Source organism: Amycolatopsis alba DSM 44262 (assembly GCF_000384215.1).
GTDB classification, from domain to species: Bacteria; Actinomycetota; Actinomycetes; order Mycobacteriales; family Pseudonocardiaceae; genus Amycolatopsis; species Amycolatopsis alba.
Genome location: NZ_KB913032.1, coordinates 641,896 through 656,637, shown reverse-complemented (window position 1 = coordinate 656,637; position 14,742 = coordinate 641,896). Strand labels below are relative to the sequence as shown.

The 14,742-nt window shown below is 68.6% G+C and carries 12 protein-coding genes; 10 read left to right on the top strand and 2 right to left on the bottom strand.

Features of this window, described 5'->3' with window-relative positions; translation table 11 throughout:
- Positions 1 to 52: 52 nt before the first annotated feature.
- Positions 53 to 502 carry a MoaF C-terminal domain-containing protein gene (locus AMYAL_RS0102880; RefSeq protein WP_020629795.1) on the bottom strand — a complete coding sequence of 150 codons (450 nt, stop codon included), beginning with the start codon at positions 500 to 502 and terminating at the stop codon, positions 53 to 55.
- 102 nt (positions 503 to 604) lie between these two features.
- Complete coding sequence (locus AMYAL_RS0102875) at positions 605 to 1,078, bottom strand: carboxymuconolactone decarboxylase family protein (protein ID WP_020629794.1); 474 nt, start codon at positions 1,076 to 1,078, stop codon at positions 605 to 607.
- A 286-nt stretch (positions 1,079 to 1,364) separates the two neighbouring features.
- On the opposite strand from AMYAL_RS0102875, the gene AMYAL_RS0102870 reads away from it, so the two are divergent.
- The 10 genes from AMYAL_RS0102870 to AMYAL_RS0102825 all read left to right on the top strand — a co-directional run bounded on the left by AMYAL_RS0102870 (position 1,365) and on the right by AMYAL_RS0102825 (position 14,568).
- Positions 1,365 to 2,246, top strand: a complete 882-nt coding sequence (locus tag AMYAL_RS0102870; RefSeq protein WP_020629793.1) for an SIS domain-containing protein — start codon at positions 1,365 to 1,367, stop codon at positions 2,244 to 2,246.
- Between the two features lie 7 nt (positions 2,247 to 2,253).
- Positions 2,254 to 3,144: a 1-phosphofructokinase family hexose kinase gene (locus AMYAL_RS0102865; RefSeq protein WP_020629792.1), complete on the top strand. Its 891-nt coding sequence runs from the start codon at positions 2,254 to 2,256 to the stop codon at positions 3,142 to 3,144.
- A gap of 11 nt (positions 3,145 to 3,155) precedes the next feature.
- On the top strand, positions 3,156 to 3,998 hold the full coding sequence (locus tag AMYAL_RS0102860) for a class II fructose-bisphosphate aldolase (RefSeq protein ID WP_020629791.1): 843 nt from the start codon (positions 3,156 to 3,158) through the stop codon (positions 3,996 to 3,998).
- A 121-nt stretch (positions 3,999 to 4,119) separates the two neighbouring features.
- On the top strand, positions 4,120 to 5,511 hold the full coding sequence (locus AMYAL_RS0102855; RefSeq protein ID WP_039793770.1) for an ABC transporter substrate-binding protein: 1,392 nt from the start codon (positions 4,120 to 4,122) through the stop codon (positions 5,509 to 5,511).
- Positions 5,511 to 6,452: a carbohydrate ABC transporter permease gene (locus tag AMYAL_RS0102850; protein ID WP_020629789.1), complete on the top strand. Its 942-nt coding sequence runs from the start codon at positions 5,511 to 5,513 to the stop codon at positions 6,450 to 6,452. The genes AMYAL_RS0102855 and AMYAL_RS0102850 overlap by 1 nt, the downstream gene beginning before the upstream one ends.
- Positions 6,453 to 6,471: 19 nt before the next feature.
- Positions 6,472 to 7,401: a carbohydrate ABC transporter permease gene (locus AMYAL_RS0102845; RefSeq protein WP_020629788.1), complete on the top strand. Its 930-nt coding sequence runs from the start codon at positions 6,472 to 6,474 to the stop codon at positions 7,399 to 7,401.
- Between the two features lie 6 nt (positions 7,402 to 7,407).
- On the top strand, positions 7,408 to 8,475 hold the full coding sequence (locus AMYAL_RS0102840) for an ABC transporter ATP-binding protein (protein WP_020629787.1): 1,068 nt from the start codon (positions 7,408 to 7,410) through the stop codon (positions 8,473 to 8,475).
- The gene (locus AMYAL_RS0102835; RefSeq protein ID WP_020629786.1) at positions 8,472 to 10,328 is read left to right on the top strand and encodes a DUF5107 domain-containing protein; all 1,857 of its coding nucleotides are present in this window, start codon (positions 8,472 to 8,474) and stop codon (positions 10,326 to 10,328) included. The genes AMYAL_RS0102840 and AMYAL_RS0102835 overlap by 4 nt, the downstream gene beginning before the upstream one ends.
- Positions 10,329 to 10,454: 126 nt before the next feature.
- Positions 10,455 to 11,240, top strand: coding sequence for a DeoR/GlpR family DNA-binding transcription regulator (locus AMYAL_RS0102830; RefSeq protein WP_020629785.1), 786 nt, complete (start codon positions 10,455 to 10,457; stop codon positions 11,238 to 11,240).
- Positions 11,241 to 11,436: 196 nt separating this feature from the next.
- Positions 11,437 to 14,568, top strand: coding sequence for a TIM-barrel domain-containing protein (locus AMYAL_RS0102825; RefSeq protein WP_245192770.1), 3,132 nt, complete (start codon positions 11,437 to 11,439; stop codon positions 14,566 to 14,568).
- The last annotated feature ends 174 nt before the right edge of the window (positions 14,569 to 14,742 follow it).

Sequence of the window (14,742 nt, the reverse complement as noted above, 5' to 3'; positions counted from 1 at the left end):
GCAGGGACCTGGCCGGTCGCCCGTTGATGCCTGTCGCAACGTGCCCGGAACCTCAGGCGCGAGTGGCCGGGAAGGAAGGCCATCCGTGCGGCTTGTCCAGGATCTCGATGGTCGCCTGGTCGACCAGGAAATACTGTCCGCCGTCTTCGCGGGGATTCGTGTAAGCCGCCGTCGCGACGAGGCGTTCGAAGTCCGCCATCACCGTGATGGGGTAGCCGCCGTCGAAGATCTCGCCGTGCGCGGCCGTCGCGACGGTCCCGGTTTCGTACCAGGTCACGAAATACTGGGCGGGACCGACCGCGAACACGCGCAGCGTCTTTTCCTTCTGCCGGACGCCGGTGAAGTCGCCGGACACGCCGGTCCAGATCATCGTCGTCTTGTCCGCGTAGTGCTGCTCCAGCACGTTCCCCGAGCCGTAGTGGAAGTTCGCGCGCAGTCCGACGAGATCGTTGCTGAGCTGGTGGGTGCCGGTCACGGGGAAGAAGCGGACATCGAGTTCCACGGGCTGAACCTCCGGAAGGATCGCGGTTTCCGAAGGTTTAGCACCGGGAATGTCCAGAATCGTTGTCCGGCGAGGCAATCCTGTTGTCGGTGAACGCGGGGCTCAGCCGAACATGCCGGGCTGGTAGTCGCCTGCCGAGGTTCCCGCGATGACGTTGAGCCGGTTGTACGCGTTGATCGTGGCCACCAGCGAGATCAGCGCGCCGATCTCGTCGTCGTTGTAGTGCTTGCGCACGTCGGCCCAGGTCTCCTCGCTGACGCCGCCGTGCGCGTCGGAGATGCGGGTGCCCTCCTCGGTGAGCGCCAGTGCCGCGCGCTCCGCCTCGGTGAACACCTTCGCCTCCCTCCAGGCGGCGACCAGGTTGAGCCGCACCGAGGTCTCGCCGGCGTGCGCGGCGTCCTTGCTGTGCATGTCGGTGCAGAAGCCGCAGCCGTTGATCTGGCTGGCGCGCAGCTTCACCAGCTCCTGGGTCGCGTGCGGCAGCGAGGACTCCTCGATCGGGCGGCTCGCGGCGCCGAGGCGCTTGACGAACTTGACGGCGACCTCGTTCTCGAACAGGTTGAAGCGCGCTTCCATGATCTTTCCTCTCCGTCGGTTTCTGCACACATGACGATCCGGCCGAGGAGGTTGTGACAGCTTTCGAAGTGACGCCGGTCACTGGCGCAGGAGGTCCGCGAGGATCTCGGCGCCGTCGACGGGTCTGGCGGCCGTGGGCAGCGAGACGATCCGGGTAGGTGACCGGGCCATCCTGCACATCTGAGCGGGACAATTGCGTGAAAGTGCGCTAACAGAGCATTGACGTTGCACAAAACTGCACCTAACGTGACAGCTATTGCGCACAACTGGCACGGATGGGGAGTTCATGAGCGGGACCTTCATGGCGGCGGAGATCGCGAGCCAGCCCGGCTGCTGGCGGGACGCGGCGGCCCTGGCCTCGGCGAACAGTGATCTGCTGCCGCCGCCGGGCGCGCGGGTCGCGATCGTCGGCTGCGGCACGTCGTGGTTCATCGGGCAGGCGTACGCCGTCCTTCGCGAGTCCGCGGGGCTCGGCGAGACCGACGCCTTCGCCGCGTCGGAATTCCCGGTGGGTCGTGGCTACGACCATGTCGTGGCGCTGACCCGGTCGGGTACGACGACCGAGGTCCACGCCCTGCTGGCGAAGCTGCGGGGCAAGACGCCGACCATCGCGATCACCGGCGTGCCGCCCGAGATCGAGAACGCTGCGGACACGATCGTCGACCTGTCCGTCGTGGACGAACGCTCGGTCGTGCAGACCCGCTTCGCCACGACCGCGCTGGCGATGCTGCGGGCGCACCTCGGCGAGGACCTGACCGCGGTCGCCGATCAGGCCGAACGCGTGCTCGCCGAACCGTTGCCCGAAGAACTGGTGAGCGCGGAGCAGTTCAGTTTCCTCGGCACCGGCTGGTCGGTGGGCATCGCGAACGAAGCGGCGCTCAAGTTCCGCGAAGCCTGTCTGCTGTGGACCGAGTCGTATCCGGCGTGGGACTACCGGCACGGCCCGATCAGCATCAGCGAACCCGGCCGCGTGACCTGGATGTTCGGGCAGGCGCCGGAGGGGCTGGCCGAGGACGTCGCCCGCGCGGGCGGCCTGTTCGTCGAGAGCGGCCTGGACCCGCTTGCCGACCTGGTCCGCGCGCAGCGCGTCGCCGGGGCGATCGCCGCCCGCAAGGGGCTCGACCCGGACAACCCCCGCAGTCTCACCCGTTCCGTCGTCCTGACCTGAGGCCGCCGTGATCGTCACCGTCACGCCGAACACCGCGCTGGACGTCACGTACACGGTGGACGGTCTCCGGCCGGGCGAGGTGCATCGGGTGAGGGACGTGCGGCACCGGGCGGGCGGCAAGGGTGTCAACGTCGCCCGTGTGCTGCGCGCGCTCGGTGCCGACGTCCGCGCGATCCTCACCGCCGGTGGTGCGACGGGGTCCGTCGTCGAGGACGACCTCGCGGCGGCGGGCATTCCGGCCGAGGTCGTCCCGATCGGCGGGGAGACCCGGCGCACCACCACGGTCCTGGCGGACGACGGTTCGGTCACGCTGCTGAACGAGCCCGGTCCCCGGCTCGCCGAAGACGAGTGGCAAGCGTTTGCGGCGTCCGTTCGAACCCGGAAACCGGATGTGCTCGTCTGTTCGGGCAGCCTCCCGCCGGGAGCCGGGAGCTACGCGGACCTCCTCGGAGACTCTGAGTCCATTTTGGACACTTCCGGCCAAGCCCTGCTCGACGGCTTGGCCGGACGGCCGTCCGTGGTCAAGCCGAACGCCGACGAACTGCGCGAGGTCACCGGCCTGCGGGACCCGGTGGCCGCCGCGGCCGAACTCCGCAGGGCGGGAGCGGGCGCCGTCGTCGTCTCGCTGGGCTCCGAGGGGCTGCTGGCGGTGACCGGCTCCGGCAGCTGGCACGCGGCACCATCCACTGTGCTGCGTGGCAACACCACCGGCGCGGGCGACGCCGTCGTCGCGGCGCTCGCACTGGGCTTGAGCGAAGGCGAATCGTGGCCGGACATCCTGCGCCGGGCCGTCGCGCTGTCCGGCGCGGCCGTGCTCGGCCCGCTCGCCGGCGACGTCGACCTCGCGCACTACCAAGCCGAACAGGGGCTGGTCGCCGTGCGCGCCCGCCCGGATTAGGAGAAACCGTCATGCCTCTGGTGGGAACCGGGGAGATCGTCGGAGCCGCCGCGTCGGCCCGGCAAGGCTGCGGCGCGTTCAACGCGATCCAGCTCGAACACATCACCGCGATCGTCGACGGGGCCGCCGAGGCGGAAGCGCCGGTGATCGTGCAGCTGAGCCAGAACGCCGTGAAATACCACGGCTCACTGGTGCCGGTCGGCACGGCGGCGCTGGCCGCGGCCAGGGATGCGGCCATGCCGGTCGCGGTGCATCTCGACCACGCCGAATCGGCCGACCTTGTCCGTGAGGCCGTATCGCTCGGCTTCGGCTCCGTCATGTTCGACGCGTCCAAACTGGACTACACCGACAACGTACGCGTGACGCGTGAAGTCGCCGCGTACTGCCACGACCACGGAGTGTGGGTCGAAGCCGAACTCGGCGAGGTCGGGGGCAAGGACGGCGTCCACGCACCCGGCGCGCGCACCGATCCGGACGAGGCGGCGGAGTTCGTCGCGTCCACCGGCGTCGACGCGCTGGCGGTGGCGGTGGGCAGTTCGCACGCCATGCTCACCCGCGACGCCGCGCTGGACTTCGAGCTGATCGCACGGCTGAAGGAGCGGGTCCCGGTGCCGCTGGTGCTGCACGGTTCGTCCGGCGTGCCCGACGACGGGCTGGCCGAAGCGGTGCGCGCCGGGATGACGAAGATCAATATCGCCACCCAGCTCAACAAGGTGTTCACCGCGGCCGTCGCGGACGATTGGCGTGCGCATCCGGACCGGGTGGACCCGCGGAAGTACCTCGGTGCCGGACGGGCCGCGGTCGCCGTCGAGGTGCGGCGGCTCTTGGGAGTGCTCAAGCTTGATCAGGGTTGAACCGGTCAAGGTGACGATTAAGCAGACTTTGCGCGATTGAGTGTTGACATGTGCGCGAAACCTTACGAAACTGCGCAATAACAAGCAGAACTTGTGTGATCTTCGATCCAGGTGGTGGCGGATGCGGGTAGGCAGGCTCACGGCATTGACGGCAGGGGCGGCGCTCCTGCTCGCGGGATGCGGCGGCGGGGACACGGCCGGAGGCACCGGCGAGAACGCCCTCCCTGGCGTCGACCAGTTCCTCAACGCGCCCTGTCCCGAAGCGGGGGTGAAACCCGCCACGGACAAGGAATTCACGTACTGGTCCATGTGGACGGCCGACGAGCCGCAAGGCAAGGTCCTGCAGAAGGCCTTCAAATGTTTCCAGGAGAAGACCGGCGTCAAGGTCGACGTGCAGTGGCTGGGCCGCAAGGCCTACACCCAGAACCTGGTGCCCGCGCTGAACACCGACGCCGTGCCGGACCTGTTCGATCAGGACGTCAGCAAGGTCGGCGCCGCGATCATGACGCCGGGCGGCACGCAGAGCGTCGACGACGTTTTCGCGATGAAGGTCGGCGAGGGTGACAAGACCGTCAAGGACGTGCTTTCGCCCAGCTCGTACGACTTCCCGCAGAACAAGGACCGCGAGGGCCACAACTTCATGGTCCCGTACACGATCCAGTCGAGCGCCTGGTGGTTCAACAAGGACACCGCCGGCGACATCCAGCAGCCGAAGACGATGGACGAGCTGATCGGCCTGTTCGACAAGGCCAAGGCCGACGGCAAGTCCGCGATCAGCCTCGACGGCGATATCCCGTTCTACAACATGTACTTCTTCACCCAGCTCGCCGAGCGCTACGTCGGCGCGGGCGGCATCTACAAGGCGGCCACCGACAAGACCGGCCAGGCGTGGAAGACCGAGCCCGGTTTCCTCAAGGCCGCCGCCGAAACCGCGAAGCTGCCCAAGCACTTCATCGACGGCTGGGACGCGGCGAAGTTCCCGCAGGTGCAGCAGCGCTGGGCCGACGGCGACTCCCGTTTCCTCTATGTCGGCAGCTGGGCGCCGAGCGAGACCCGCGAATACCTGGACAAGCAGGGCGCCGGGACGAAGATCAACTACGGCTCCTTCCAGTTCCCGATGCCCGCGGGCGCCACGCACGACACCGTCGAGCAGATGTCGATCGGCTTCTCGGTGACCAAGAAGGCCAAGCACGCCGAGGCTGCCAAGGCGTTCATCGCCTACTTCCTCAACAAGGACCTGCTTTCCGGGATCCCCGCGGTGGCCGACAACCTCGTGCCGCGCGCCGACCTCGCCGTGCCGGACGACCTCAAGCAGGTCAAGGCCGCGCTGGACGACCCGAAGAAGGAACACGTCCTGCAGTACGACGGGATCGACGGCATCGCCGGCGGCAAATGGCAGACCGACGTCTTCGACCCGGCCGACATCGCGCTGCTGAAGGGCCAGATCACCCCGGAGCAGTTCGTGGACCAGCTCGCCACCAAGGGCGCCGAGTTCTGGAAGAACCAGGGTTGATGGCCACGGTCACGACGACTCCGGCACGGGCCGTGAAAGCCGGCGCGCACCTGCGTCGCAAGAAACGGCTGTTCTGGCCGTTCGCCGCGCCTGCGCTGGTGCTGTACCTGGCCTTCCTGGTGCTGCCGACGATCGCGACCGTGGTGCTGAGCTTCACCAGCTGGGCCGGGGCGGGGGACACACCGAAACCCAACGGCGTCACCAACTACACGCAGATGGTGTCGAGCGACTCGTTCCAGTACGCGTTCGGCAACACGCTGATCTACGTGTTCCTCGGCGGGATCGGCACGTTCGCCCTGGCCTTCCTGTTCACCATGGTGCTGCGGGACATGAAGGGCGGGAAGATCGTCCGCGCCATCCTGTTCTTCCCGAACATCGTGGCACCGGTGGCGCTCGGGATGTTCCTGGGCTTCGTCTTCAAGTACCAGCCGGGGAAACAGGGCCTGGCGAACTACGTGCTGGAAAGCCTCGGCGCGGACGCGGCGAAGTTCCTCGCACCGTCCAATGTGACCGGTGTGGTGACGGCATCGCTGATCTGGGCCAGTTCGGGCTTCTACATCACCATCCTGATGGCCGCGGTCGACCGTATCCCGCCGTACCTCTACGAGGACGCGGAACTGGGCGGCGCGTCGCCGTGGCAGAAGTTCAAGAACATCACGCTGCCGATGACCTGGGACGTCGTCGGCGTCGCCGGGGTGCTGTGGACGATCAACGCGCTCAAGATCTTCGAGCTGGTGTTCGTGCTGGCCGGGCCGGGCACCTACGCCCCGCCCAACGAGGCGTGGACGCTGGGGATCTACGTGTTCGACCGGACCTTCGGCTCGAACGGCACCCCGGACTTCGGTGCCGCCTGCGCCTGCGCGGTGGCGATGATCGCGCTGGTGTCCGTGCTCGTCGTCCTGCTCCGTCGTTTGATGCGCCGTGACGCGATCCAGTTCTGAGTTGTCTATGGGAGACGAAATGTCCGTCACCGACGTCGAGGCGCCCGCGCGGCGACCGGCGAAACCGGTGCGCAAGCCGCCGCGGAAACCGCGTCCGGCACCGGGCTCGAAACGGTTCAGTCCGTTGCGCGTCGTGGGCTCCACGATCGTGTGGCTGTTCACCGCGGGCAACATCCTGGTGCTGTACTGGCTGCTCACGGCGTCGTTCAAGACGCCGGTGGAGATCTTCACCAAGCCGTTCGCCCTGCCGTATCAATGGTTCAACGTCGGCAAGCCGTTCCGGAACTTCATCTACGCCTGGAACAACGCGGGCTTCGGCGACGCCGTGCTCACCACCGTGGTCCTGGTCGGGCTGGCGACCGTCGTGACCGTCGTCGTTTCGGCGCCGTGCGCGTACGCCCTGACCAGGCTGGGTGTCCGCGGCGCGGGACCGATGACGAACGTCGTCGCGATCGGCATGGGCGTGCCGTTCCAGACCGTGATCATCCCGCTGTTCGTGGTGCTGAGCAAAGTCCACATGGACAACGAGTACGGCCTGTTCGTGCTGTACGTGGCCCTGTCCATCCCGTTCACGGTGTTCCTGATGACCGGCTTCTTCCGGTCGCTGCCGGACGAACTGGAGGAGGCGGCCGCGCTCGACGGCGCGTCGCCGATGCGCACGTTCTTCTCGGTCATGCTGCCGCTGACCCGCGGCGGCATGATCACCGCGCTGACGCTGAACGCCATCGGCCTGTGGAACGAGACGCTGCTGGCGATCGTGTTCCTCAAGGACCAGGCGCATTTCACGCTCTCCCGCGCGCTCTTCACCTTCTACGGGGCCGCGAGCTACCAGTCGGAGTACGGCGGCCTGATCGCCGGGGTGGCGATCGTCGTGCTCCCGATGCTCGTGCTCTACCTCGTGCTCGCCCGCCGGATCATCACCGGCCTGACCCTCGGCGCCGGAAAGTAGGACCTGATGGCCACCGTGACCTTTTCCGACACCACCCGCTACTACGCCGGGGTGGAACGCCCCGCCGTGGACGGCCTCGATCTCGAGGTCTCCGACGGCGAATTCCTGGTGCTGGTCGGCCCGTCCGGCTGCGGGAAGTCGACCACGCTGCGGATGCTGGCCGGGCTGGAGGGCGTCGACGACGGCTCCATCCACATCGGGGACCGCGACGTCACCGAACTGCCGCCGAAGGACCGGGACATCGCGATGGTGTTCCAGAACTACGCGCTGTACCCGCATATGACGGTGGGGGAGAACATCGGCTTCCACCTGAAGCTGGCGAAGATGCCCAAAGACGAACGCGAACGCAAGGTGCGCGAGGCCGCGGCCGTGCTCGACCTGACCGAGTATCTCGACCGCAAGCCCGCGAAGCTGTCCGGCGGGCAGCGGCAGCGGGTCGCGATGGGCCGGGCGATCGTGCGCGAGCCCAGCGTCTTCCTGATGGACGAACCACTGTCCAATCTGGACGCCAAGCTCCGGGTGCAGACCCGGACCCAGATCGCGTCCCTGCAGCGGCGGCTGGGCATCACCACGCTCTACGTCACGCACGACCAGGTCGAGGCGATGACCATGGGCGATCGGGTCGCCGTGCTGAAGGACGGGCTCCTGCAGCAGTGCGACACGCCCGTCGGGCTGTTCGCCAAGCCGGTCAACGTGTTCGTCGCCGGGTTCATCGGCTCGCCCGCGATGAACCTGCTGGAGACCACCGTGGACACCGACGGCGCCGTCGCCGGTGGAACGCGGCTGCCGCTGACCCCGGCGCAGCGGTCGGCGCTGACCGGCCCCGGCATCGTCGTCGGCGTCCGGCCCGAGGGCTGGACGATCGGGGACGGCGGGTTCGAGGCCGTCGTCGAGGTCGTCGAGGAACTCGGCAGCGACCAGTACCTCTACTGCCGGGACGGCGACCGCGTGCTGACGGTCCGCACCCCTGGCATGGCCCCGTGGCAGCGTGGTGAACCGATCTCGCTGACGCCGCAACCGGGCGCGGTGCACCTGTTCGACGCCGCCACGGGTGACCGGCTCCCGGACGCATGACCCGCCTGTACCGCACCGGGCTGGTGCTCCCGGCCGCCGGGCTGGGACCGGAGAACCCGCTGCCACCGCTACGGAAACCCGAAGCGGTGGCCAAGGTGTCCAATGTGGACGAACTGCCGCCGGACCTGGCGGAGAACATCGGGTACGGCCGCCTCGACACCACGTTGCCGTGCCTGCTGCAGGACGGCTACACGCGCGAGCGCACCGAACGCGAGCTTCCGGCGATGGTGCTGGAGAACGACAAGCTCCGCGCCACGGTGCTGCCGTCGCTCGGCGGGCGGCTGTATTCGCTGGTCCACAAGCCGTCCGGGCGTGAGCTGCTCTACCGCAACCCGGTGTTCCAGCCGGCGAACCTCGCCCTGCGGGACGCGTGGTTCGCCGGCGGCGTCGAGTGGAACCTCGGGAGCACCGGGCATACGACACTGACGTGCGAGCCGATGTTCGCCGCGGAGATCGAAGGCCCGGACGGTACGCCCTTGCTGCGCCTGTGGGAGTGGGAACGCACTCGCGACCTGCCGTACCAGATCGATTTCTGGCTGCCTGACGGGTCGGACCAGCTGCTGGTGGCGGTACGGGTGCGGAATCCGCATCCCTGCGACGTCCCGGTGTACTGGTGGTCGAACATCGCGGTGCCGCAGAACGCGGGCACCCGCGTGCTGGCGCCCGCGACACAGGCGTGGCACTACGGCTATTCGGGACGCCTCGACCTGGTCGACGTCCCAGGCGAGCTGACCTATCCGTCCCGTGCGGAAGCCGCGGCGGACTACTTCTTCGAGGTGACCGGAAGACCGTGGGTCGCGGCCGTCGAAGAGGACGGGACAGGGCTCGCCCAGCTGTCCACCGGCCGCTTGCGCGGGCGGAAACTGTTCCTGTGGGGCGAGTCCGCCGGCGGTCGCCGCTGGCAGGAGTGGCTGGCGCCCGGCGCGGGCGGTTACCTGGAGATCCAGGCCGGTCTGGCTCGCACCCAGCTGGAGCATCTGCGGTTGCCGCCGGGGGAGAGCTGGGACTGGCTGGAGGCCTACGGCCCGGTCGCCGCGGATCCCGCGGCGGTGCACGGGAGCGACTGGGCGGTGGCTCGCGAGGCCGTCGCCGCCGGTTTGCCGTCGGCCGAGACGCTGGACGAGTACCACGAGGCTTGGCGGAAGATCGCCGACGTCACCCCGGAAACCTTCCTGGCCACCGGTTCCGGCTGGGGAGCGCTGGAGAGCCGGCGGGCGCCGATGTGCCTGCCCGGCACGCCGTTCCCCGAGGATTCACTCGGTCCGGACCAGGAGCCGTGGCTCGCGCTGCTCGGCGGCGCACCGCCGGACGGGGACCCGCTCACCGTGCCCCCGCCGACGCTGGTGAACCGGTACTGGGCGGATCTCCTGGAGTACGCCCCGAAGAACTGGCTGACCTGGTACCACCGCGGCGTCGCGCACTGGGCAGCCGGACGGCAGTCGGACGCGGTCCGCGCCTGGCGCGAGTCCGTTTCGGCGGACGAGAACCCTTGGGCGCTGCGGAATCTCGCGGTCGCCACGGCCGGGCACGAGGCCGCCTGGCTGTACCGGCGGGCGGTTGCCCTCGCCCCGTCGCTGCGCCCTTTGGTGGTCGAGGCGATCGCGGCGCAACTCGCGGCGGGGCTCCCGGAAGAGGCGAGCGAGTTGCTGGACGGTCTTCCGGTGGAAGGGCGGATCGCCCTCCTGACCGCGCGTACCCGGCTCGCCCGAGGCGACCTCGCCGGGGCCAAGGCCGTCTACGACAACGGTTTCGAGGTCGCGAACATCAGGGAAGGGGAAACGTCGCTTTCGGACACCTGGGCGGCGGTTTCCGATGAACCGCTGCCGGAACACCACGACTTCCGGATGAAGTGACCGGCCGGGCCACTCGACCGGCGTGCCGCTCGCGGCGGACAACCGCGATGCAGCATACTGCTCGAAACAGTGGCCAACAGCGCAACGCCATGCGCGATAGGCCGCAGCGAGCTAGGAGTGGCGCCGATGGCCCGGCACGAACGGCTGAGCACCCTGCTGGACCTGCTGGGGCAGCGGGAGAAAATCGACGTCGAGGACGTGGCCGAGGAGCTGAACGTCTCCGCGGCCACGATCCGGCGCGATCTCGATCATCTGGCGGAGCAGCAGTTGCTCACCCGCACCCGTGGTGGCGCGGTGGCCAACGACCTCGCCTACGACCTGCCGTTGCGGTACAAGACCGCGCGGCACGTGCCCGAGAAACAGCGGATCAGCGTCGCCGCGGCGTCGCTCGTGGCGCAGGGCATGGTGGTCGGCCTCAACGGCGGGACGACGACGGCCGGGGTCGCGCGTTCGCTCGCGACGCGGTCGGATCTGGCGGGCCTGCGTGATTCGCCGGGGCTGACGGTGGTCACCAACGCGCTGAACATCGCGCACGAACTCGCGGTACGGCCGCATGTGAAGATCGTGGTCACCGGCGGTGTCGCGCGCCCGCAGTCGTTCGAGCTCAGTGGTCCGCTGGCCACGCGCGTGCTCAGCGAACTGACGATCGACCTGCTGTTCCTCGGGGTCGACGCGTTCGACGCCGAGGCCGGCGCCTTCGCCCACCATGAGGGCGAGGCGAGTATCAACCGGCTGATGGTCGAGCGGTCGGAACGCGTCGTCGCGGTCGCCGACGGTTCGAAGCTGGGCCGCCGGGCGTTCGCGCGGATCTGCGCGACGCCGCAGGTGCACGCCCTCGTCACGGACTCCAACGCCGATCCGAAGGTGCTGCGGGCCTTCGAGGCCGCCGGGGTCGAGGTCCAAGCCGTCTAGTCCCAAGTACGTGAAGGCCCCCTTCCTTGCGCCTAGGTACAGGAAGGGGGCCTTCACGTACTTGGGCTCCCTTGTGGCATAAGGATCTTCGTCCGACCCGACGAAAGTCGGCAGCACCGCTTCGGCGGATGACTTTGCGCGAACCGTGCGCTATACAGAGACCCTATTGCGTATTCATGCGCGAAAGGTGTCTCGAATGAGCAGAGTTGCGCAATCCCTGGGTAGTTTGGCCGCAGTGGCCCTGCTCGGGCTTTCCCCGGTCGCCGCCCACGCCGATCCCGCCGCGGCCGCGGCGGGCAAACTGGGCGATCTGACCGGGATCTCCGCCGACGGCCCCACGGTCACCCTGAATTCGGGGAGCGACGCGGTCCGCGTCAGCTTCCCGGCCGAAGGCGCCGTCCGGGTCTGGCTCGGGCCGGACGGCAAGTTCACCGATCCGGCCGGGAGCAAGATCGTGCTGCCGCGCACCGGCGAGGTCACGCCGAAGAAGACCGACAAGGGGGACTACTGGGCGGTTTCCACGGCCAAGGCGACGCTGCGGGCGTACAAGCACCCGATGCGGCTCGCGCTGTACGACGGCGCGGACCGCAAGCGGCTCTGGGAGGAATCGGCGCCGCTGTCCTGGACCGACAAAGCGACCACGCAGACCCTGGCGCGCACGGCGGCCGAGCAGTTCGTCGGCGGTGGTGAGCAGAACGGCCGGTTCAGCCACCGTGACCAGACGATCCGGATCTTCGCCGACTACAACTGGAATGACGGCGGGGCACCGAATTCGCAGCCGTTCTACGCCTCCACGGCGGGATACGGCGTGCTGCGCAACACCTTCGCGCAGGGCACCTACGCCTTCACCGAGCCGGTGCGCACCACCCACGACGAGCGCCGCTTCGACGCGACGTATGTCGTCGGCAACGGGCTCAAGGACGTCATCACCGGCTACACCGACCTGGTCGGGAAGCCTTTCCTGCCACCGCTCTACGGGCTCGAACACGGTGACGCGGACTGCTACCTGCACAACGCCAACCGCGGCGAACGGCACACGCTGGACGCGGTGAAGGTCGCGGAGGGGTACACCGAGCACGGGATGCCCAACGGCTGGATGCTCGTCAACGACGGCTACGGCTGCGGGTACGAGAACCTCCAGCAGACCGGCGAAGGCCTCCGCAAGAACAACATGCAGCTCGGGCTGTGGACCGAGAACGGCGTCCCGAACCAGGTCGAAGAGGTCAAGGCCGGGGTCCGGGTCCGCAAACTCGACGTCGCGTGGGTCGGCCCCGGATACCAGTTCGCGCTGGACGCTTGCGACACCGCCCACAAGGGCATCGAGGACAACAGTGACGCGCGCGGCTTCGTCTGGACGCCGGTCAGCTGGGCGGGCGCGCAGCGCTGCGGTGTGTTGTGGAGCGGCGACCAGGCCGGTTCGTACGACTACATCAAATGGCAGATCCCGACCTACGCCGGCGCGACGAACTCGGGTATCGCGTACAACACCGGCGACATCGACGGCATCTTCGGCGGCAGCCCGCAGACCTACGTCCGCGACCTGCAGTGGAAGGCGTTCCTGCCGGTCTCGATGACGATGGACGGCTGGGCCGCGTCGGACAAGCAGCCGTGGAAGTACGGCGAGCCGTTCACCTCGATCAACCGCAAGTACCTGCTGCTCAAGGAACGGCTGCTGCCCTACACCTACAGCCATTCGGTGGACGCGCACCAGACCGGGGTCGGCCAGGTCCGCCCGCTGGCGCTCGAATACCCCGACGACCCGAACGTCTGGGGCGAGAAGGCGAAGTACGAGTTCCTGTCCGGCAAGGACTTCCTCGTCGCGCCGGTGTACGAGAACTCCACCGTGCGCAACGGCATCTACCTGCCGAAGGGCACCTGGGTCGACTACTGGAGCGGCAAGACCTACACCGGACCGGCCACTGTGGACGGTTACGACGCGCCGCTCGACACGCTGCCGCTGTTCGTCCGTGCCGGTGCCGTGGTGCCGATGTGGGCCGAGGGCACGAAGTCGTGGCAGACGAGGGACAAGGGTGTCCTCGACCTCGACGTCTACCCGCAGGGCAAGGGCTCGTTCACGCTCACCGAAGACGACGGCGTGACCAGGGCGTACAAGAACGGCGACCAGGCGAAGCAGACGTTCACCGTCGACGCGCCGACGTCCGGGCTGGGCACGGTGACGGTCGGGATCGGCGCGAGTTCCGTTTCCTACGCAGGGAAGCCCGCGTCGCGGAACTACCAGCTGACCGTCCACACGGGAAGCAAGCCCGCGACAGTGCTGGCCGGGATGTCGGTCCTGCGGCAGTACGGCAGCAAGGCCGAGCTGGACGCGGCACCGTCGGGCTGGTGGTTCGATCCGGCCACCGGCGGGGTCGCGCGGGTCAAGACCGGCAAGATCGGCGCCGGTGACCGTCAGGACGTCCGCCTGTTCGGCACGAGCGCGGTCGGCGGGATCTTCCCCGAGGACCGCAACGGTTCGGTCGCCCTGTCCGTGCCGGCGGTCGCCGGTCCGGGGCAGGCCGCGACGGGCACGCTGAGCTTCACCAACGGCACGCCGCTGCCGGTCCGGGACGTCACGTTCTCCTTGCCCGCCAACGGTTTCCGCGTCGAGGTGCCGTCAGGTCCTCGGCTGGTGATGCCGGGCAAGACCGTGAGTGTCCCGGTGAAGGTGACGCCGGACGCGGGGATCAAACCGGACGACTACCAGCTCACCGCGTCGGCGTCGTACAAGGCGCGGCTCGGGGAGAACCGGGTCACCGACTCGGTGACGGTCACCGTCCCGCACGGTTCGCTGGCCGCGGCCTACGGCAACATCGGCGTCACCGACGCGGCCCATGTCGCGGTGGGGGACATCGACGGCGGCGGCAGCAGTTTCCGGGCCGAAGGGCTCGCCGAAGCCGGTCTCAAACCCGGCGCGGGCTTCACCGCCCTCGGCGCCCAGTTGACGTGGCCGGAAACCGGCACCGGGCAGAAGGACAACGTCCTCGCGTCCGGTCAGACCATCGCGGTGCGGGGGACGGGCGCCAAGCTGGTGCTGACGGGAACCGGTACGGGTACGGCGAAGGGCACTGTCGTCGTCCGTTATGCCGACGGCACCACGAGCCAGGCCGAACTCGGCTTCCCGAACTGGTGCTGCGCCGATCCCGCCCAGTACGGCGCGACGACGGTGGCGACCGTGATGGGCAAGAACACCCGCGCCGGGGCGGCCTATCCGACCACGCCGTACCGGGTGTTCGCGAACTCCGTCCCGCTGACCGCGGGGAAGGAGGTCGTCGCGGTGACCTTGCCGTCGAACACCGCGATGCACGTGTTCGCGGCGGGCATCGGCTGAGCGGTCGGTCCGGTTGGTCGTGAGTGGCGTTTCGGGTTCTAACCCGAAACGCCACTCACGACCAACCCGCGCCACCCTGTCCGCTCGGGCGACGTTGCGTGGCCGCCATCCAGGGTGTCGCGAAAGCCACTTTCGGGACATCAGACGTCTCGAAAGTGGCTTTCGCGACACGGC

Excerpts from the sequence above, each read along its gene's own strand:
- AMYAL_RS0102845 (WP_020629788.1), top strand. The coding sequence starts at position 6,472 with ATGTCCGTCACCGACGTCGAGGCGCCCGCGCGGCGACCGGCGAAACCG.
- AMYAL_RS0102825 (WP_245192770.1), top strand. The coding sequence starts at position 11,437 with ATGAGCAGAGTTGCGCAATCCCTGGGTAGTTTGGCCGCAGTGGCCCTG.
- AMYAL_RS0102870 (WP_020629793.1), top strand. The coding sequence starts at position 1,365 with ATGAGCGGGACCTTCATGGCGGCGGAGATCGCGAGCCAGCCCGGCTGC.
- AMYAL_RS0102850 (WP_020629789.1), top strand. The coding sequence starts at position 5,511 with ATGGCCACGGTCACGACGACTCCGGCACGGGCCGTGAAAGCCGGCGCG.
- AMYAL_RS0102840 (WP_020629787.1), top strand. The coding sequence starts at position 7,408 with ATGGCCACCGTGACCTTTTCCGACACCACCCGCTACTACGCCGGGGTG.
- AMYAL_RS0102875 (WP_020629794.1), bottom strand. The coding sequence starts at position 1,078 with ATGGAAGCGCGCTTCAACCTGTTCGAGAACGAGGTCGCCGTCAAGTTC.
- AMYAL_RS0102830 (WP_020629785.1), top strand. The coding sequence starts at position 10,455 with ATGGCCCGGCACGAACGGCTGAGCACCCTGCTGGACCTGCTGGGGCAG.
- AMYAL_RS0102835 (WP_020629786.1), top strand. The coding sequence starts at position 8,472 with ATGACCCGCCTGTACCGCACCGGGCTGGTGCTCCCGGCCGCCGGGCTG.
- AMYAL_RS0102855 (WP_039793770.1), top strand. The coding sequence starts at position 4,120 with ATGCGGGTAGGCAGGCTCACGGCATTGACGGCAGGGGCGGCGCTCCTG.
- AMYAL_RS0102860 (WP_020629791.1), top strand. The coding sequence starts at position 3,156 with ATGCCTCTGGTGGGAACCGGGGAGATCGTCGGAGCCGCCGCGTCGGCC.